The following is a 20,750-nucleotide window of genomic DNA, read 5'->3' as shown; positions in this document are numbered from 1 at the left end:
AGCGATCCGCAAGTTATGCCAATGCCGAGGCGCGGCCCGGGGATGCGGGAACACACATAAATCTATGTCAATCGATTTGAAGATTACCTGCGGAGGGAGACTATCGACAGCGTGAAGTTCTGAAAAAAACCACAAAACTTATCATTGAATTTAATTTCAAGTCGATCGGTATGGGAGCCCGGGGCAGTTCAATCTGACTGCTTACCGGTGGGGGCACCGCTAGATCTCGGGAGCGGCCTCCTATGTTGCATCCAGTCACTTGCGCCGACATCGTCCCCGTCCAAGCAATCTACTCCCGTCTCGACTTCCTTGCGGTGGCGACAATCCTTCATCGCCGAGGACTGCTTTTATCGACGCGCCGCCACTTCCGAGGTGCTGATCCTGCTCTCGTCTTGATCGCATCGCCAATAACTGACGCCGCGGCCATTGCTGAGAGCCAGACCGACCGAGATTACTTCAAGCGTGTTCGCCCCCTCGCTTTCATCCTGTATTTGCACCTCGCGAAGGCGCTCAATGCGCCGCCCATAAAGCCACTGACTACACCCTACGCCGCTCGCAGTCCGCGCGTCTACTCGAACCCGTTCAATCCGCAGCACATCTACTGCCGGACGGCACCGCTGCATCGCGGACTCGCTCGGCTGCTCGAAATCGCCTTACAGGCTCGTTTGCAGCTTGGGAGTCTGGCTTCGTTTTACCAGATCTCTTTCCTGAGAAGCGCCGCCGAGTTGTGGTTACCCGGAGCAGAGGAGAGGTCCGGTAGATTTTCGCGTGCGACCGCACGAACTTGATTTTCGACGGAGGTCAAGGATGCTGCTATTCAAATTATCTGGACCGGTGACGAGCGCGCATGAAACCGCTCAGAGCCATGACGATCGTCCCCTGCTTGCTGCAATGGTCGCACTAACCGAATTGGCGGCCATCGCAAGCTCGAGCTATCTCGCCTTCGTTGTATATCATTTAGCTGTTTGGGGCGCTCTGCCGGAGACGATTTCGTATGGATGGATCTGCGTCCAACTTGCGCTAATGTACGTGATTATCTGTCTGGCCGACAAGCAATACGATTTTCTTGGTGCGGGAGGGTATCGGAAGGCACTTCACAGAGGAGCGCTTGCTTTGGCGTTTGCCTTCGTTTTCGTTCTCGCGCTCATGTTCATCAGTGGCACAGTTTCAAATTACTCGAGGGGAACGTTCCTCGCGCAATTTGCCATCTCCATGCCGTCCGCGATCATGACTCGTGCAATATTGTTACACGCGATAGAGGTCGGCCGCAAACGCGGCCACTGGACCTCAGCGGGCGCCGTGGTCCTCGTTTTTCCGGGAGTTGAAAGTCCGACCGAACTTCTTAGGCAGTTGTCATCCAACCAGGAGGACATACGCCAAGTCTATCGGCTGGACTCGACCAGAATGGGATTTCAGCTTCAGAGGATCCTGAGTGACACTCGGGCCCGCCAACGCGATGCGGTACTATTGCTATTTCATTCAGACAATATGGATGCGGTCATTCGAGCAGTGGACATGCTTTCCGAAATTCCGATTAGGATTCAACTTCTCCCCGTCGGCCTGCTGGACTTTATACGTTGCAGCCGGATTGGATATTTTGGCCACGCCAGCGTGTTCGAGATAGCGTCGGGACCCGATTTGGTGCTGGATCGCTTTCTCAAGCGAAGTTTTGACCTGCTTTTCGCGGCAGCGGCTGGCATCATACTTTTCGTGCCGATGCTGATGGTGGCCGTGCTGATAAAATTGGACTCGCGGGGTCCCATCTTATTCAAACAAATTCGTCACGGTTATAACAACAGGCCAATACGAGTTCTGAAGTTTCGCACGATGGTAGGGAGCGCGGATACCGCTCGTCAGGCAATCCGGGATGATCCCAGGATCACAGGCATAGGGCGGATATTGCGGCGCACGAACATCGACGAACTCCCTCAACTCTTCAACGTCATCCGCGGGGACATGTCGATTGTCGGCCCCCGTCCTCACGCCGTCTGGCACAATCAATCGTTTGAAGGTCGGATCGCGCGATTGTCCCGACGTCATAACGTCAGGCCAGGCATGACCGGCTGGGCTCAGGTAAATGGGCTCCGGGGTGAGACCGACACTATCGAGAAGATGCGCGCCCGCGTGGAGCACGATCTCTACTATATCCACAACTGGTCGCTTGCCTTCGACCTAAAGATTGTCCTGATGACGATCTTTTCAAAGAAGACCTATGATAATGCATACTAAGAGGATCTGTTGTCGCCGCGAATGGGGCAGCAACACTGTCCGCTCGCGAGCCTCGGTAGCTCTGATCAATGCGCACTGGTCGGCTCGGCTTGCGTCACGTCGGTCTGACTGCCGAGTTTCCGGTACCCGCGACGCTGTTTCGGATGCCGTATACAATTCGACCCACTTAGAGGAACCTTTACTTTCGCTGTGCGTCGACCGGAACGTCCATTGGATGTGCTGATCACATCGATGGTTCAATCGCGAAATTGGGGTGCCACAGGTTGTTAATGACGTAATCGCTCCGCATCGGTAGTGAGGGAGCGACGTGCTCGCGCAGTTTAGTAAGCAATCTGGTAATCGGTATGCAAGCTGGATTCGCGTTCTCAAGGTTCGCTGATCGCCTGGTAAGCATCGTCGAACTATCGTCGAGTGATCTTTCGCTGCTTGCGAATATGCCGAGCAGCATTTGTCACTACGGCTCCTGCCAACATATCCTTCAAAAGGGCGATCAGCCGGACCATTGCTCCCTACTGCTGCAGGGCTATCTTTGCTGGCAAGATATCGACAGCGGATGCAGACAGATCACATCAATTCACGTGCCCGGCGACGTGCCGGATCTGTATACCTTCCACGATCCACGCGTCGACTTCGATCTGGTTACGCTTAGCCCTGTCGTGGTCGCATCCGTTCCGCACGCATTCTTTCGGGACATTTCCATGCTTTCGCCCTCCTTGGCGCGCGCGCTATTGCTATTGCTGCTCACGGACGCTGCCAGCTTACGACGCTGGATCGCCAATCTGGGAAGCCGGGACGCATCAGCGCGCGTGGCGCACCTGCTGTGTGAGATCACGGAGCGGTTGCGCGCAGTCGGTCTAGCCAGAGATTTTCGGATCCCTTCGCCTTTCACGCAATCGGGGCTCGCGGACGCCTGCGGCATCTCCGCGATCCATGCAAATCGGGTCATCGGGGAACTGCGCCGCACCAATATTCTTCAGTGGCAAGCAAAGACAATAACGATCAACAACTGGAATGAGCTGGTGCGTCTTGCCAGATTTGCTCCTGATTACCTGGGGCTGCGCGGACAGGATCTTGACCGAACTCAGCCAACGGACACCCCGCGTTCAGAGCCACACGAGCAGTCGTTTGAGTACCGTCTTCATGTCCTCTGATCCTCGCTCCTGCAGGCTTCCTATCCCTGGCAACCTTGCTGCCATGTCACTTTGCGTTTCAACAACGTTCTTCATCCTTGCCAACATTCGCTACAATGTCCGAGCTCGCCTGACGCAAACATTTGCTGCCTAAGAGTTTACAAGTCTGCTGTCTGCAACTGACGGAAATCGACGATGGGAAATGGAGCACAAGCACCATTTTACCGGCGCGCATTGTACAGAGCATTCGAGGCGCGGTATTTTCGCCGAACAGCTCGAACGGACGATGGTGTATTCCAGGCCTATGTTTCGCCGAGCAGCGTCTTGAGTGTTCTTGACGTGCGCAGGTCGCTTGTTGATCCCGTCCATAAACAATTCATTCGCGAATGGATCGAAACCGACGCCGTGGTATGGGACATCGGCGCGAACCTAGGGCTGTTTACGTTGCCAGCAGCACTTAAGGTTCGCTCCGGAGGGGTCTATGCTTTTGAACCAGACCTAGAACTCGCGTGCAACCTGCTCCGGAGCCTCAGACTGAGCAGAAACCGACATCTCAAAGTATCTGTGATGAGCGTTGCGATCTCGAACGAGGATGCTGCAGCCGCCTTTCAGATCTCCAAGTTCAGTCGAGCGCTCAACAAGCTTGAGGCGTTCGGCAGATGGCGGCAGACGCTCGTCGTCGCTCAGGAAACGAGATCGGTTCCGACAATGAAAATCGACACGCTCGCCCGAAGCCTTGCCGCGCCGACAGTTCTAAAGATAGATGTTGAAGGCGCGGAAATGGCGGTTCTTCAGGGTGGCGAGCAGACAATTGCGACGGCTCGTCCCAACATTCTCATCGAGTGCCAAAGTGAGCTCCAAGATCCGATGGCAGCGTTCTTTGAAAAGAATCGCTATATCATGCTGGACGGTGAGGCTAAGGTGCCGGGTCCCTTGCAGCGTCCCGTCTGGAATACCATTGCGATTCCCATCGAGAAGTTCGCGGCGACGGATATATAATTACCGATTTCCCTGCAACGATCGGGCCTCGTCGCAGCGGGTCAGATCTCCGCTGTCTTGGTACCCTAAGCGGACTTCCTTCCGACGCTCAACCCAATCGCGCCACTTAACTTCGCCCGACCGGTGGACCCTGCGCTGTTTCTCGGCCCGTCCCAAACCGCTCCTGATCGAGGCGGGACATGGCACTTCCCGGCTTAGCAGCCATTTCGAGGCGGTCGACCTTGGAAGTCGCGATTCGCTGCATGATCTCCGCGCCGGCTGAGCGTCGCAATCCGAAGCAGTGTCGGATCATTTCTCGCGCCGGCTCCTCTACAAGAATGAAGGCGGCAATCGCAAGTAGCGTGACCATCGGATAATAGGCAATTATGGCTAGCTTGTTTTGACCACCAAAGTTGGACGTGAACAGGTCGTGCGCAGGCTCCTGCAGCAGGTAGAGCGCGTAGCTCGCCCCGCCGAGCAAGACGAAGAGCTTCGTTGACAAAAGGCGCCGGATACGGCTTTCGGTGCTCCAGAATATGGATGAAATGAGCAGGCCCATGAGAACCCCGAACGGTCCAGGTACAATCGCGTTTGGAAGAACAGCCAAACAAACGAGAGCGGCAAAGCTGATCGCCGGCAGGGCGGCCGCGCGGCCAAGACTCTGCAACCTTCCTCGCGTGCAAAGCACTCCAAGTGAAACGCCGAACAGAAATTCCGGAAGACGTAACAGCGCCAGCGGCACCCACCCCAGCCAAACCGGCGCCAATCGTTCAAATTGATACCCCGGCGTCTGCGCTATCATCATCGTGCCGGCGAGGAGCCAAGCCGCAGCACCAAGCCTCTTGTCTGATGCATCCGCAGCCAGCACAATCGCCAATGGAAAGCTAGTATAGAAGAACGCCTCGACCGACAGGGTCCACCCCGGCGTATTCCAATACTGGATGTTGTCGGTGTACGGAACCCAGGACTGTAGAAGCACAAACTGAGGAATAGCGCCCATCGAGCCAGGCTCGACGTACCGGTTTCCGAGGAAGTGACTTGCGATAAGCGCCAAAATATAGACGGGATATATACGTGCGAAACGAGCTAAAAAGAATGCCTTCTTGGCCGACCATGTGGCCAGCGGATTGCGGTAATTGTACGCGAGTATAAAGCCGGACAGAATGAAGAAGAAGCTCACACCAAGGTATCCGTTGCTCAGGATCTTGCCTATTGGGTACGGAACGCCGACCGCGTTGACGAAGCTGGATCCGTAGTGGAATAACAGCACGAAGTATGCAGCGATGGCCCGAAGGCCTGTGAGCGCCGACACGAGTCCCGCTTCCTTTGTCCGATCCATCACCAACTCTCGAACTGTAGCAAAGATGAGTCGACGAAACGCGCCTCTATTTCAGTGCGGTGATCAGCAGGTACAAGCCTTGCCGCTTCAACAATCTGCTCACGAGCCAGCGTGGCCATAGCGTTTTTGCTATAGTGAGCAGCAGACCGCGGTGTCGTCGGCCAACCTCACTCTGGAGCAGATCGCCGTAGTTCACCTGTATGGCGATGCGAACGTCGGAAAATTGCCCAAAGAGTTGGCGAGCTTCTTTGACGGTGTAGGCTTTGGTTCCAGGACTTTCCAGGAAGTTCGCGTAGATATGATCCAGGCCGCACCAAGGTCGCCCTCGTAGCAGGCCGTAACGCGTCCAGAGCATATAACCTGTCAGCGACCACTTATGATAGATCATGACCTTGGCGATCCCACCGGGCCGCAGTACACGGTGGATCTCTCGAATTGCCTGCGGGGTATTTGGCGTGTGATGCACCACCCCCCACGAATAGACGAGGTCGACGCAGTCAGAAGCCAGCGGCAGAGATTCGCAATCGGTCAGGACCAGGTCCGACTTCAAATCGAACAAGTCGAACCGCTCGCGCGTGTAGGCAACGGAACGCCAACTCAGATCGGTGCCGAGTAGATGCCTCGGGCGTGCGCGCGCCCACTGCTGATGGTCGCACCCCATTCCGACGCCGATCTCGAGCACAACCCGATCCGTTGCCGCGGCGAAGTCGGCGAACTCAGGTATGAAAGGCTCAAACTGATAACGCGACTTTTCCTCGGCGAGGAAGCGCGCTTTCGCATCCGATCCGACAGCCCAAAATTCGCCAGCGGAGCCTTGGTCCCAGAAGCTGCGAATGTCGCTCTTGAGCATGTCGGGCGCGCTCCTGACGGCCTGAAAGAGTTTGCTTTTGGTTATATCGCTCGGCCGGGGGCGATCGATCTCAGTGATTGGAAGAGAAAATCGGCTATCACGGGCCCCTCTTCCGGATCGCAGTGTTGGTTGAAGATACCCCGGAGAGCAAAGCCAAGCTCGGCCAACCGGGCTAGGACCTCGTGAGCGAGCGCCTGGCGCAAGTACAGTTCGACATAGCTGCATTCAACATACAGATAGTCGATGAGGGGCAGCGCTTCACGACAGCCATTTATGACCTGCAGCTCATAGCCTTGGACATCGATCTTGAGCAGGCAAGGCGATAATATGCGATCAAGCGGCAGGAAATCGGCCAGTCGGCCGACCCGAACCGTCTCCTCTCCTGCTTCTCGCGAACCGAATATTTGTGATTGCTTATGTGCTTTCAGAATCGACGACGAGGCATGATGATCGTTGGCAACGAACATTTTGATGTCGACTAGACCCTCGCCGATGCCCACCTGAAAGAGATGCACATTCGGCTGATCAGAAAATAACGTACGGAACTGTTCTGCAGAATTCTGCAGCGGCTCGAATGCATAAATGGTGGCCGCGGGGTAAAGACATCGGGCAAGTAGCGAAAATTGGCCTCTGTTGGCGCCGACATCGAGCACCGTCCTTATGTTTAAGCCTTCCAGCGCCAGCCTGTGCTCGATTGTCGGCGTGATCCCATGTCGTAGCCCGCTCCAATAGATCGGGTTTGATAGGGCTCCCAGCAGCTTGTGCATCTTTCTTAGCATGAATATCGCCCACCCCGTTGCCGTGAGAACATCACGCCGACAAGAGAACTAGGGCCTAGAGACCCACATGCGGGATACTGACCTCGAATTGCCGCTGGACCCGCACTCCGGTGGTCAACATGTTCGTGGGAAGCGCCACAAGGCCAACACGCGTCTCCTCGGGGGGCTCGCTCAGTGCGAACATGGTAAAGGCCAAGGAGTTCCTGACCGAGCAAACAAAAACGTAAGCGCGCCTGCTTCGCTTGGCCCAAGTCACTGTGCCGGTCAGGACAGTTCAGATACGGTCGGGCCCGGGGTTGCGCCAGCCCTTCTCCTCTAGCTTCGGACTCTCAGTCAGTCTGGCTGACGCGATTTTGCGCGACCGAGGTGCCGCAAGAAGAGCGGGATGTGCAGTATTGCTCCTACGCCGTACACGAGAACGTAGGTCCCGAGAAACAGGGGGAATGACAGTTTGAAGAGGTAACTCCCGATGGCAACAGTGCCAAGCGCTGTCAGCACAGCGACATACAACTTTGCCATCGGTCGGAATAAGCCCGTATTGATGAGTATCACCTCGAGTGTGAGCTGGATGAGCTCCAGGAAGAGCATCACCACCATCATCAGCACGATCGTGTGGCCAATCTCAACTTTTCCGTTGAGCAGTACTGGAAAGATCCGGGCCGATCCGACCAACAAGCAAATTGCCCCAATCAGGAAGATGATACACTGGAAGGCCAAGACCCTGCCGACCGATGACATCAAATCTCTAGTTCTGCCCTCGTGGACTGCCCGCGTCTGCATTGGCAGGAAGGCATCTCCGGCAACGCGGTATGCCGTGGCGCCAAAGCGACCGACTTTGTAAAACATATCATAGACTACCAGCGCATCACGAGGAAACGACATGGCGGGAATTACGAAGTATGGGAAGACATAGATGGTGAATGCACTCACGTTGAAAGCAGCCGCAGCCTTCATGCTAGTGAGCCGATCACGATACAGCCGAACCGCGGCCGCAGCGATAGTCCCTTTGCGCGCGCCACATTCCGCAAATAGCGGGCGACCGTAAAATGCCGCGACCACAAAGCAGGTGCCCCACACAACGTTTGTCGCGATCAGGTAATGCCGCACGTCGACTCCCGCCAAAAGCACTACCAAGAGTCCCGTCACCACCACACGGCGCGCCAATTCGAAGGCTTCGAAAGGAATGTAAAGGTCGAGCGCATTTGCAGTAATCCTCACCATATTCCACGGCAACAGCAACAGCCAGAAAAGCAAATATAGAACCAGATTGAGCGGCGCCCCATGATTTTCGATAATAGTCGCTATGATCAATGCGCTGACTACGAAAAGCACGAGCAGGACTACGGCGCTATATATAAGAAACGCCGCCAAAGCCTCTTGCAAAGCTGCACCGAGATCATCGCCGTCCAAATACGCCTTTCGCAGATTAACGTACACAAGACTTGAACAGCCCAGATCGGCCAAGGTTGAATAACTACCTATGGCAGAAATCAAAATATAAGAAACGAATACATCTGGTGTGAGGATCCGCAGAAAGATGTAAGTGGTCAGAATTCCAAACGCGAGCTGGAAAGCGGTATTCGACGCCTTCAATGTAAGATAAGTATAGATGTTCATCGTTTACGGCCGGGTTTGCCTAAGACGCTCATAGTCGAAGTTATCGACCGCGCACCATGCGTCCTGGGCATGATACCGCTTGCGTGCCGTTAGTCGATCAATAAGCAGGTTCCAGTCCGGGCAACTGATCCGTGGCGCGCGGAATCCGATAATGTTCCGGAATGGAATGGAACTGTATTGCCGATCCGCACTTCGATATAATGACCGCCGCCAAGATGCTCCGGAGCGGGCGGTGCAGTGTCTTGTAGAGTGCAGTTGATCATCGTCGGTGAGTGCCGGTAATGTTTCCCTCCCGCGCCCGGATAAGTGGCCTTCTCCAAGATCGTTCGAGCGCCCGTGTCGTTCGCACCGACCAGCCCCATCACTTGCGCTTGCGGAGGTTACGGCTGGCGTGATTTTCGAGTTTGACCAGATATCGACCACGGAGTTGCCCAGCAGCGATATTGTTGTTGTGGGTGGCGGCCCAATAGGAATTGTTGTTGCTGTGCAGCTTGCGCGATGCGGGCACGAGGTGGTTGTGCTCGAAGCCGGCGGGAAGACGGTCGAACCGACCGCGCAAAAGTTGAATGCCAGTATCAACGATGGACACTCTCACAATGGACTCTCTGAGGCCCGCATTCGCGTACTCGGCGGAAACAGTATCGTCTGGGGTGGAACGCTACTGCCTTACACGCCGATTGATTTCGCGCAACGAGATTGGGTCGAGAACAGCGGATGGCCACTGACGCTTCAAGAGCTTGTGCCCTATTATGACCGCACGGCCGAGTTCCTCGGGGTTGAGCCCGGAATCGGTGGCGATGAGGAAATCTGGAGACGGGCGCACGTTGCCGCTCCAGTGCTTAGTGACGCGATCGAAATCGTGCTCACGCGGTCGCTGCGCGAGAGAAACCTGGCGCGACTATTCCGAAACGATCTCACCGGTCGTTCGAATCTGAAGCTCTTGCTGCATGCAATCGCCACGGATCTTGTCTTTGACAATATCACAAAATGCGTCAAGGCCGTCGTGATAAAATCGATCAACGGACGGGAAGCACGACTGCCGGCCAAGCATTTCGTGATCGCTTGTGGAACTATCGAGGCCACGCGCCTCCTACTGAATTCCGCACAAAACGATCGCGAAGCGCCTTGGGGCCGCAATAGGTGGCTTGGATGTTGCTTCCAGGATCATCTGGAGATCAGCGCAGCCCGGCTACTTCGCAAGCGAACCGAAACTTTCGACAATATCTTCGACTCCATCCTGATCGCAGGTCAAAAGTATCAGCCGAAATTGCGATTGGCAGAGCGCGTACAAGAAATGGAGGGACTGCTCAACATCAGTGGTGTTATGCAATTTGACTCCTCGTTGCAGCACCATATCGACAACGTAAAGCTGTTCGTCTCGTCAGTGCTACGCGGAGCGGTCCCGCCAAACCTGAGAACGATCCCAAGTCATATCCGTGTATTGCTGAAGATCTGGGGTCCGCTGATCCGCCGCTATTTTCGAGAGCACAGGATTTTCAATCATTCCGATATGGGCATTCGACTGCTGATAAATTGCGAGCAAGTACCTCTCCGGGAAAGTGCGATCAGGCTGGATAGAGAGCGCCGTGATTTGCTGGGGATGCCTGCTGTGCGTCTTGATTGGAGAATTGATGGGCGAGAAATTAATACGATTGTTCGCTTCTGCGAGATAGTTCGGGACGCCTTCGAGAAGACGGGAATTGCGGACATGCAGCTTCATCCGAAAATCGCCACCCGCGACATCTCAATCTTGGACGAATGCGTCGACAGCTATCACCAATGCGGCGGGCTCCGGATGGCGTCAACGTTCGATGGCGGGGTCGTAGATCCGCATCTTCGGGTTCATGGTACGGCCAACCTTCACGTGGCGGGCGCCGCCACCTTTCCGACGTCGGGATACGCAAATTGCACCTACACCGCTCTAGCGTTGGCCCTTCGCTTGTGTGACCGGGTGACGAGTTATCGGAATGCATAAGGTGCGGCTACCCGGTTCGGCTGCTGAAGTTTGCCGCATAGGATTGGGCGGCGGCGGTTTGATCGGGGGCGCAAACCTACGTCAGAGCATCGCTGTGTTCGAAGCAGCTTACGAGGCGGGAATCAGATACATCGATGTCGCGCCGCTCTACGGGCTCGCCGAGGACGTCGTTGGCAATCTTGTTCAGTCTTATCGCGGCGACTTCATCTTGGCCACAAAGGTCGGAATTGCCAGGCCCAAGCTCCCCGGCCTGTTTTCACTGCTACGCAAGACCTTGCGCCCCATTGCACTGCGGCTCCCGACCGTTAAGCAATTCGCCTTGCGGCAGGCGCAGGCTCTCGTAACGACCGGGCTGTTCCATCCGGACCAAGTACGCTCTTCTCTCGAGGACAGCCTGCGAAGGTTGAAGACCGAATGGGTCGACGTCCTGCTGCTGCACGAGCCGAGGACCGGCGACATGACACCCGAGCTCCTCGGAGAGCTGGATCGGCTTATATCCTCCCAACAAGTCCGCCTGTTGGGTACCGGCACGCAGCAGCCTGCCGAACAGTCCATTCGGTATGGGGATGTGTGGCAACATCGATACGCGCCCGGTGATGCCCTGCCTGTCAATTACTCTGGATTGCGCGTGCTTCATGGTGTGCTGCGATATGGTCTGCCACTGGTGCAGACAGCAATTGCCACCCGGCCCGCGACGGCGAGTGCTCTGTCCAACCGTTATGGCTACGATTTTTTCGATCCCGATGCCCACCCGGCCATCTTGGCAACTCTAGCACTGGCGGCGGATCCGCGATCGGTCCTTCTCCTTTCATCGCGTCACCCAATACGGATCGGGCGCTGCGTCTCCCAGATCAATTGGTCGATTGCGCGAGGCGATTCGCCTGACTATGTCGACAACGTCAACGGACTTCTGACCGGCCACGGTGCCGCAGAGGCTCCCACGCGCTAGATCCTGTGCGCAGCGCTGGTTGGCGCCGGACCTGTCGCCTGTGCTCCTCGTACACCATCTATCGTGCCATCACCGGAACGCTCTCCCGGCAGCTCACGCCGCCGCTGCGCGACTACCCAATGCTATCGCCAACATTTCAGACTCAAGCGCGGAAAACAACGTTTCCCAGGTCCAGTCGCGCTGGATATACTCGCGTGCGCTCTTTCCTAAAGCAGCGCGCATCTCCGGACTGCGCAGAAGTGTGATGACAGCATCCGCAAACGCCTCGGGACCATCGGCCTCGAGGAGATGCGTTCCGGAGATTGCGTGAATACCCTCATTTGCCACGGGCGTTGACACGACCGCCTTGCCGCAGGCCATATACTCAATTAGCTTGTTCTGCATGCCGGCCGCGATCTGGACGGGATTTATGCAGACTGTCGCGCGCGCCATGTATTCTGCTGGATCCGGCACCTCGCCGGTCACCGTAATTGCGCGATCATGAGCAGCAAGACGAACGATCTCGTGCGCCGGCCGCCGACCTACGATGAGCAGACGCACGTCCGGAACTCTCGCCCTTATGCGCGACCAGCAGTTTTTGACGAACCAGTTGATAGCGTGAATATTGGTATTGGTCCCCATCACGCCGGAGAAGACCAGCGTCGACGGATCGGGGATGATGTCTGGACGAGGCCGGAATCGACTGGTATCCACGCCGTGCGGAGAAAGAATGTAATTGCTTATCTCTGGTCCCGACCTTTCACGACAGGCCAGGCGGATTTCCTCCGCGTCCCTCTCGCTGATGAGAACAGTCTTGAAAAACTCGCTCCATATGTTGGCTTCGTAGCGACGGACCAGGTTCTGCTCCACGGAGTATATGATCTTGTCTCGTAGTCTGCCGGAGTCATGCGCGATCCGGCGTGTATTCAATGACTGCGATAGCTGCATGCCCAGGATCGTCGGAGGACGGCCAAGGTCGGGCTGCGCGTCAGCGCGGCAAACGGCGCGGAGCGCCTCGGCACTGCGGATGTAGTAGGCATAGGCGACATCGTATTGCCTGAATGAGATAGCTTGCCGGATGGCATGGATATGCGAGCGATTGGTGAACCAGCCGACCTGCATCGGTTTACCGACTGCGACAGCGCCGATCACCCCGAGAATACTTCGTGCTTTGGGCTGCCGGAACACAAGTATTTGACGGCAGCGCTGATCCAGCCACGCCCTCTGCTCAGGTGTCAGCTTCTCTCCCGTGTCGAGCGTGAACAGGTCCAAAGCATGACCGCGCGCGGCCAGAAAGGAAATTAGGTGCGCGACAGTCAATTGATCTGCACGGGTCATTGGTAGCGGCAGCCGGCTGCACACCAGGGCAATTCTTAGCCGATGGTTTGCCGGCAGGACATTCATAGACGACGGTAACGTTGTGTCAGGTACCATGACTCTCCTCCTAGCGGGTGTCGCGATACGCCCTATGATCAGTGGCCCTCCAGCCTCGTGGCGCGCATTTCATGGAATGCGCATGCGAAACTCCTTCTCGCCATCAGCCAATCCCAGTCGCGATGAATGCTCAGAGACGGTAGAGATTGAGCAACTGTTTTCCGGGCGGCAGCTTGACGCCGGGCATCGCCTTTCCGAGTACGATGAGGTCCGCGCTTGCCGCCGCGCACCGAAAATCAGTGACTAAGAGCTTCGGCAGTCGCACCAAATTCGCGCGTACGAACGCCAAGTTGGCGCCGTTCAGCTGCTCTGGCGTCAGGTCCGGCTCAAAAAGCGACAGATCGTATCCCTCCTCGAGCAAGGTTGCCGCAAGCTCAACCAGCGGGCTTTCCCGCAGATCGTCCGTATCAGCCTTGAAGGTCAGCCCCATCTGCAGGATGCGTGCCCCTTTTGGCGCGCGCGCTAAAACCAGGCGAGCAATAAAGGATTTGTGGGCCGCGTTGCTCGCGATCACGCTCTGCAGGAGCGGCACGTCCACTCCGTGTTTTCGCCCAAATGCATCGAGAGCACGGACGTCCTTTGGCAGACACGACCCTCCGAACGCATTGCCCGGTCGCAAGTAGTAAGGAGAGACGTTGAGCTTCGTATCCGAGAGGAAGATGCGTGTTACATCTTGCGGGTTAACGGCAGCGGCGAGTGCTAGCCTCGCGACTTCATTAGCGAACGATACCTTGAGTGCGTGGAAGTAATTGTCCACATATTTGACCATCTCCGCCACAGCAAGCGGCACGTTGAATATCGGCGCATCAATCCCATCGTAAATACCGTACAGCTTCTGTGCTGCACCAGGAAATCGCTCGCCAACGACAATTTTCGGAGGGTGAAAATAGTCCGCAATGGCAGTCGACTCGCGCATGAATTCCGGATTGTACACCGGCTCATAACGCTGACCGGCTGACTCTCCTGCCGCCACGCGCAACTTGGGCATGACTACCGTTTCCATGGTACCAGGCAGCATTGTCGATCGGAACACGCACAGCAGCGGCCGGCATTCGGGTGATCGATGCCGAATGGCCGTCCCGATTTCCTCCGCAACCGAAGAGACGTACGAGAGTTCGACCGAGCCGTCCTTACTGCTCGGAGTTCCGACGCAAGCGACGACGATGTCCGCGTCTGCGAGCGCACTGCCGAGCGTCGTCACGGCGGTCAGACGATTTTCGGCTCGAGCCTTCGCAAAGATTTCGTGTATCCCGGGTTCTCTCACCGGAGAACAGCCTGCACTAGCGATCTCGACCTTTTGCGGGTTTACGTCAACTCCGACCACCGTGGCGCCCTTGCGCAGCATGCAGGCTGCCACTGTCACACCCACGTATCCCAGTCCGCAGACAACGATCTTCATCGCAAGCGTCCTTTGCAGTGAGCAAGCAAGATCCCTGCTACGGCGCGGGCTTCGGCAGTTCTTGCCGGCGCTCGTAGGCCCCACGTCCACAGAGTCGCTGCGACCAAACCATCGCTGTCCCGTGACGGCCGTACGAAAACGCCGTGCGCGGAGTGCGCCACGCCGAATCTCGGCCACCACTTGGCGCTTTCGACATGAGGTTCCTTTCCCACAAGCACGTCCAGGGTTGTCAGAATCCCGTCCGCTGCAAACGCGCTAGAAGACGAGGCGGACCAGACTCCAGGCACGAGGAATCGAACCCCCGCACGTGAGGCTTCAACACCGCGCCACACGTCGACAATGAGCAAAGCAGACCTGGGCCATAGTCCGATCCAGCGCGCCACGTCGGTCCCCACCGGACTAAAGCCGTTTTGATATCCTGCCGCCCACAGCGGCGCCACGCTCCCGAGTGTTGGATCCTCCAGAGGCACTGCCGCCCCTCGACGTCCGACACGAAATGACCCCCAAAACTCGATGGGCTCGGCGTCGACGACGTGCGGCCCGTTGTGACGCGACGCGGATCGGCAGTGATCCCGCGCAGGCCCTTGAGAGTATGTTGGCACGCCCGGGTCCACCAGAAACCGCTTGCGGGCGATCGAGAGTTCGACACTGAGGAAATCCGCGTGTGCATGCCCCGGATTGGACTCGGGACCGCAGGCGCCGCAATCGAAAATGACGGCATCGTCCTGGCCAGCCAGCCGAACGTAGCCTGTTTCCGGCAAGGCGACCCGCCCGTCTGCTGGCGGCGGTGCAAGTTCGATCGCGGATGGAGCTTCGCCGAACCATGAGTCATTGAACAGGCCTATGTCGCCGTCCGGATGACTCATCACGCCAAGAGCCGATTGCATCGCCGAAATGGCTGTTTCGAGCCAGGGGGTCTCGGCCGGCGAGTTAGCGGCCTTCAACGTCTGCAGGTCGACCAGACACAAGGCGTGATACATCGGCGATCGTTCCGCGTGGCCGCCGTCACTCAGGATGACCTGCTTTAGGGTCCGTCGTATCGCGAGGTCCAGGAATTCCAGGCGAGGCGCGCGCTGTCGGAGAGCCGCGCGATATATCGCGAGCGCCACATAGTTCTTCAACAGATGATTGAATTGGAGGTCGCGCTCCAGATTGCACAGGACGAATGCAGCGCAGAACTTTGCCTGTTCGAGCAACGCCGCGACGTCATCAGAGTGGCACTCGTTCGCGGCGCGCAAAAGCGCACATCCCGCGAGCAGGTTTATCAGACGATGACTTGCAGAGTACGGATGCCAGACATCCCGAAACACGCCTGGCACGTTCCACTGGTTCTGTGCGACGAGGCTGTCGACTGCCCGGCGGATGATTGCTATGTCGTCGGCAGCCCCTCGGGCGAGGATTGGCACGGTCCAACCCAGATACGACAGCGTCATCCGCCACAGGCGATTGTTGCCCTCGCCCATTTCGACGCGCCATGCGATGCGATCGATCGCACCGAAATCGATGTTTCTGCCTAGAAAGCGGAATCTACCTTCCGCAATCTCCGCAAGATGGGCGCCGTGGACGCATTTCTGCAGGTGAAGAACATGTTTTGCTGCGTCGAGCAGCGGATCGAGGAGTTCTGGATCTGGAAGCTCCCTAGCTGTTCTTTCGATCCATTTGTGAAACAGCGTGGGACATTTCCCGGCTATCGCCCACTGCCCGCGCGACCGCAGGCGACAATACAATTGCTCTGCACTGAGGTGCCGCACGGTTCTGATGGCGCGGCCAGGCTTCATAGAAAGACCACCGATCCGGTTCGAAGTGATTCAACAATGGCAATCGTTGCCAGGCTCGCTTCGACAAGCTCCGCTTCCGGAATAGGAGGGCCAGTGTTTTCCACAATCGCCGCGACGAACGCATCGAGCTCACTCTGATGACCCTTATCCTGCTTCAATCTACTCCGCTGGCGGCGGACGCTGCCGTTCGCAACGATCTCCAGAGTCCGGAAATTGTCGATGGTGGCTACCGTGCCGCCGGCGTAGCATTCAATTCTTTCCTTGCTGTAGGATGGATCGCCGAGCGCGGTATAGACGAGGGTGCAAAGGCTACCATCGCCGAACCGCACAGCGACGGAGACGTCCTCACACAGACCGCGAACAACGCGCGCGGCGTCAGCTCGGACGGCCACAATCGGCACCCCAATCAAGAATCGGGCCAAGTCGACGAAGTGACAGAGCTCGCCAAGGATGCGGCCATTCCCCTCGTCGGGTTCTCGCTGCCAGCTGTCCGCTGCGAGTTGCCCCGCATTGACGCGCATGAGAACGTTCTTTGGACCAGGCAACGGCACCAAGTGCCTACACAACGACGCCGTCATCGGTGCAAATCGCCTGTTGAATCCGACTTGAAAAAACGCGGAAGACTCATTGCGAGCTTGTACGACTGAATTCAGTTCGTCGCGCGTCAAAGCCAACGGCTTTTCCACCAGAACGGCTTTGCCTGCCGACAGCGCACGAGCGGTGAGAGCCGCATGGCTACTGTGCGGCGTGGTGATGACAACTGCATTGATCCCGGGATCATCGAACACTGCCGATTCGTCGGTCCCACAATGACGAAAACCAAATTTGCGCTGGGCGTCAGCGGCTGAGATACCGCGCCGCGTCACTAGCGTATGCAACATCACCCGCGGGTTCAGGACCAGCGCGGGGAGCAATTTCGATTGCGCGAAAGACCCCGCCCCGATCACCGCCAAAGCGCACCTATTGCTGCCGGGATTTGGACCAGACCTTATTTCGATCGCCGGACTCGGTTCGGCTCTTCCATCTCGATCGGCCGGATATTCTATCACAACCCCCAGATGCGATTCTGTTCTTTCGGTTACCAGCTCATAGGCTTTCTCCGCATCCTGGATCGCGAACCGGTGCGTCGTAAGTGCTGTCGGAGTGAGGCGCAACCTGAGGCTTGGGCTCATCAAACGAACGCATTCAGCCAGATTGTCTGCTTCGGTCCAGCGTATCCAGCCGACCGGGTACTTGATATTGCGTCTTTCGAAATCGTTGTCGTATCTTCCGGGCCCGTAGGAACGCGAGACAACGACCGAAAGCTCTTTCTTCATAAACTCGCGATACGGAAATGCCGTCCCTGTGATGCCAACCAAACTGATCCTCGCGCGGTCGCGAGCAATTTCCGCTACCGTGTCAAACGGTTCGCTTGAATGCGTAGCGGCCGCTATCACGGCACCGTCACAGCCGATACCATTGGTCTGCGATCCGATGAACGCGGATGCACTACCATCGCCGAGATTCCAGGTGAATTCGGCACCGAGGGACCGGGCCAGGGCAAGCCTTTGGGCGCTGTAATCCAGACAAACTACGCGGCACCCGTGGATCGCGAGCAGCTGAGCGGTCAATTGACCGACCAGACCCACACCGATCACTGCGATGATGTCGCCCAGCTTGGGTTCTAACACGCGAATGCCGTTAAGCGCGATGGACGCGAGTGTCCCGAAACATGCCTCGAGATGGGATAAGTCTTCTGGAACTAGAGCTGCGAGGTTGCCCGGCGCAACGTTATACTCAGCGTGATTGGCGACCCCTGCTCCCGCAATAGCGACCCGATCGCCAACCTGGAATCTGCCCTCGAGCCCAGAACCTACCTCCAGAACGACGCCGGAGGCCGAGTAACCAAGCGGCAACGGCTGGTCGAGACGGGCTCGCACGGCATCCAAGGTGGCGAGGAGACCATCACGATGGATCTTGGCGACTGCTTGCTTGACCAGGTCAGGCCGGCTCTTTGCCTTCCCGAGCACGCTCTTCCTTGCAAATTCGACAACCATTCGCTCCGTGCCAGCCGAAATCAGACTGGCCGCCGTACGGACCAGCAGATGCCCCGGTCTCACGCGCGGCACAGGGACCTCCTGGATCGACAGGGTACCAGTCCTTGCACTTTGGACGATCTGTTTCACCCTCGGCTCCCGCAGATACTTAATGCAGACGTGCGCGCGCTCAATCTTGCGACTAAGCAGCATTTCTCGCAGCTGTGCTCGTGAGCGATGGTTGGCAGCTCAGCTGGCGACACCAAATCTCAATGCAAACGAGCGTGAAAAGGGTAAAGGCCACATCGCTTTGATTCTGATCGAACGCCACGCGCAAGCGAGCGACTGCAGCCGGATCGAACAGGCCCCGCGCCGCAATGACGCGCGGCGATGTCATTTCTACAACCAAATCGCGCGCAGAACCGGCCATCCAGGCTCTGAGAGGGACACCAAAGCCTTGCTTCGCGCGCTGCAGAACGGCCCGATTCAACCGGGTTGCCATGGCCTCACGCAAAATCCGTTTCGTTTGCCAGAGCCCGATCTTTTGCGAGACTGGAACGCGCATCGCAAACGTGACCAGTCGGACGTCAAGCAGTGGGACGCGGAGTTCGACCCCTTCCTGCATGCCCATTTTGTCCGCATAATTGAGATTGAGGTCCGGCACGAACCCCTGAAGATCCAGTTGCAGCAGCCGATCGACTGGATGCAGTTCGTGGGTCTCGCGTAACAACCTGCTGAACGGGCCGCCATCATCCTCGAGTGATCTGCCCGGCGCCTTCGCTACGAGCGCGGCTCGCTCTCCCGTCGGCCAATTCGAGAAGCTCATGGCTTCCATCAACATCTCGTCCTCGCTCAGTGCCAACAGCTGTCCAAGCCGGGCAAGCCGACGCCCCGGAATGGAATGGTTTGGTACTCGGCTGATCAGGCGCGACGTCAGGCGACGTGCGTAAGGAATCTGATCAAGTACCGCCCAAATGAACGCCGCGACGTGCCTGCCGTATCCGGTGAACAGATCATCTCCTCCGGCACCCGTCAGCAAAACCTTGAGGCCGCGTCGCCTTGCTTCTGCGGCGATCATCCGGGTCTGCAAGGCAGCAAAATCGGCGGTAGGCTCATCTAGGCCCCATAGCATTTCGGGCAATTGTTCGACCAGCAGCGCTGTAGTCGGCACTTCGACCAGCGGGACCTTCAGCTTTCTTGCCATCTCACGTGCGTGGACAATATCGTCCCCGAAATTGTCAGAACGGGTGCCATCCTTCGGCACGCTTGCGCAGAATGTAACAACGCGAGCCGGGTCAGCCGCTCTGCACATCGATGCCACGACGGCACTGGAATCAACACCTCCTGACAAGCAAGCACCGACAGGCACGTCGGCTACCATCTGATCTGCGACAACCTGGTCGAAGAGAGTGAGCAAAGCCGCCGGCTCGACTCTCTCGCAGCGGGGCGACGGGAGAGGAATCCGATAGTATCGCCGAATTGTCAGCCGGGCGTTGGCGTCGATCCAAGCGCAGTGCCCTGGCCGCAGCTTTCGAATCGACCTAAGCATGGTGGAAGCAGACGATGACCAGACGAATGCGAGGTGGTTCATCACGGTTTCAAGGTCAATGTCGCGGGATACATCCGGGCATACGGTCAACGCCTTAAGTTCTGACGCAAACAGAAACCCATGAGACAGCGCGGCATAGTACAGCGGTTTGACGCCGAGATGGTCGCGGGCAATGAAGAGGCGTCGCAATGCGCGATCCCACACCGCAAACGCGAAGATGCCATTCAGCCGACTGAGGCAGGATTGGCCATCGCGTTCAAATAGACGAAGAAGCACCTCCGTATCGCTCTTGGTGCGAAATCGAATGCCCGCGCTCTCGAGTTCTTGACCCAATTCCTTGAAATTGTAGATCTCGCCATTGAATGAGATCACATAACGTCCATCCAGCGTATGCATCGGCTGGTTGGCGACAGCACTCAGATCGATAATTGATAGTCGTGCGTGGCCTACCGCGAAATCCGCTTCGCAATCCCGCCAGATGGCGCGTCCATCTGGACCACGATGATTGATCCGATCGAGCATCGCATCGAGCAGCCGGTCGCTCCACGGGCCGAGGAAGCCTGCAATACCGCACATGTGAAGATGATCCTTCCGGCGTGCGCAACACTCAGCATACGCCTGCGTTCCGTCACCTCACACCTTCCATCGGATTTGGCTAAACCTAGGTTTAAATCAGTTCCGTATCCGAAAGCACAGCGCATCTTGCGGAACTAGCGACTTTCGACAGCGTTCTAGCGCCTAGTTCCTGGA

The 20,750-nt window shown here is 57.2% G+C and carries 14 protein-coding genes; 5 read left to right on the top strand and 9 right to left on the bottom strand.

All coding sequences use genetic code 11. The annotated features are described in order from the left end of the window. Positions 1–807 precede the first annotated feature (807 nt). The 3 genes from FXB40_RS12445 (at position 808) to FXB40_RS12435 (ending at position 4,358) form a co-directional block, all read left to right on the top strand. The gene (locus FXB40_RS12445) at positions 808–2,229 is read left to right on the top strand and encodes an exopolysaccharide biosynthesis polyprenyl glycosylphosphotransferase (RefSeq protein ID WP_148772493.1); all 1,422 of its coding nucleotides are present in this window, start codon (positions 808–810) and stop codon (positions 2,227–2,229) included. A 344-nt stretch (positions 2,230–2,573) separates the two neighbouring features. Then, a complete protein-coding gene (locus FXB40_RS12440) occupies positions 2,574–3,380 on the top strand; it encodes a Crp/Fnr family transcriptional regulator (RefSeq protein WP_148772492.1) in 807 nt (268 codons plus the stop codon). A gap of 303 nt (positions 3,381–3,683) precedes the next feature. Continuing rightward, complete coding sequence (locus FXB40_RS12435; RefSeq protein ID WP_187436836.1) at positions 3,684–4,358, top strand: FkbM family methyltransferase; 675 nt, start codon at positions 3,684–3,686, stop codon at positions 4,356–4,358. 106 nt (positions 4,359–4,464) lie between these two features. Here FXB40_RS12435 and FXB40_RS12430 read toward each other — a convergent pair whose 3' ends face one another. The 4 genes from FXB40_RS12430 to FXB40_RS12415 form a co-directional block, all read right to left on the bottom strand. After that, positions 4,465–5,676, bottom strand: a complete 1,212-nt coding sequence (locus tag FXB40_RS12430; protein WP_148772490.1) for an acyltransferase family protein — start codon at positions 5,674–5,676, stop codon at positions 4,465–4,467. Between the two features lie 46 nt (positions 5,677–5,722). Then, positions 5,723–6,526, bottom strand: coding sequence for a class I SAM-dependent methyltransferase (locus tag FXB40_RS12425; protein WP_187436835.1), 804 nt, complete (start codon positions 6,524–6,526; stop codon positions 5,723–5,725). A 41-nt stretch (positions 6,527–6,567) separates the two neighbouring features. Then, a complete protein-coding gene (locus FXB40_RS12420; protein ID WP_187436834.1) occupies positions 6,568–7,293 on the bottom strand; it encodes an FkbM family methyltransferase in 726 nt (241 codons plus the stop codon). A 345-nt stretch (positions 7,294–7,638) separates the two neighbouring features. Next, the gene (locus FXB40_RS12415) at positions 7,639–8,922 is read right to left on the bottom strand and encodes a hypothetical protein (protein ID WP_148772487.1); all 1,284 of its coding nucleotides are present in this window, start codon (positions 8,920–8,922) and stop codon (positions 7,639–7,641) included. Between the two features lie 391 nt (positions 8,923–9,313). Between FXB40_RS12415 and FXB40_RS12410 the strand changes: the two genes are divergently transcribed. Together FXB40_RS12410 and FXB40_RS12405 are read left to right on the top strand one after the other, a co-directional pair. Next, positions 9,314–10,897: a GMC oxidoreductase gene (locus FXB40_RS12410; RefSeq protein WP_187436833.1), complete on the top strand. Its 1,584-nt coding sequence runs from the start codon at positions 9,314–9,316 to the stop codon at positions 10,895–10,897. Next, positions 10,890–11,846: an aldo/keto reductase gene (locus FXB40_RS12405; RefSeq protein WP_148772485.1), complete on the top strand. Its 957-nt coding sequence runs from the start codon at positions 10,890–10,892 to the stop codon at positions 11,844–11,846. The genes FXB40_RS12410 and FXB40_RS12405 overlap by 8 nt, the downstream gene beginning before the upstream one ends. Before the next feature lie 93 nt (positions 11,847–11,939). Here the strand turns inward: FXB40_RS12405 and FXB40_RS12400 are convergent, their stop codons facing one another. The 5 genes from FXB40_RS12400 to asnB all read right to left on the bottom strand — a co-directional run bounded on the left by FXB40_RS12400 (position 11,940) and on the right by asnB (position 20,576). Next, positions 11,940–13,259, bottom strand: coding sequence for a glycosyltransferase family 4 protein (locus FXB40_RS12400; RefSeq protein ID WP_148772484.1), 1,320 nt, complete (start codon positions 13,257–13,259; stop codon positions 11,940–11,942). Positions 13,260–13,389: 130 nt separating this feature from the next. Next, positions 13,390–14,658, bottom strand: a complete 1,269-nt coding sequence (locus tag FXB40_RS12395) for a nucleotide sugar dehydrogenase (RefSeq protein WP_148772483.1) — start codon at positions 14,656–14,658, stop codon at positions 13,390–13,392. Then, on the bottom strand, positions 14,655–16,436 hold the full coding sequence (locus tag FXB40_RS12390) for a heparinase II/III family protein (protein ID WP_148772482.1): 1,782 nt from the start codon (positions 16,434–16,436) through the stop codon (positions 14,655–14,657). Before FXB40_RS12390 ends, FXB40_RS12395 begins: the two co-directional genes overlap by 4 nt. Then, positions 16,433–18,601 carry a Gfo/Idh/MocA family oxidoreductase gene (locus FXB40_RS12385; RefSeq protein ID WP_148772481.1) on the bottom strand — a complete coding sequence of 723 codons (2,169 nt, stop codon included), beginning with the start codon at positions 18,599–18,601 and terminating at the stop codon, positions 16,433–16,435. The genes FXB40_RS12390 and FXB40_RS12385 overlap by 4 nt, the downstream gene beginning before the upstream one ends. Before the next feature lie 52 nt (positions 18,602–18,653). Then, positions 18,654–20,576 (bottom strand): asparagine synthase (glutamine-hydrolyzing), encoded by a 1,923-nt coding sequence (asnB, locus tag FXB40_RS12380; RefSeq protein WP_148772480.1) that lies wholly within the window; start codon positions 20,574–20,576, stop codon positions 18,654–18,656. Between the last annotated feature and the right edge of the window lie 174 nt (positions 20,577–20,750).

The sequence above is a fragment of the Bradyrhizobium rifense genome (assembly GCF_008123425.1).
Taxonomy (GTDB): Bacteria; Pseudomonadota; Alphaproteobacteria; order Rhizobiales; family Xanthobacteraceae; genus Bradyrhizobium; species Bradyrhizobium rifense.
Note: the sequence above shows the minus strand (reverse complement) of the source record. Positions and strands in the feature narration are given on the sequence as shown.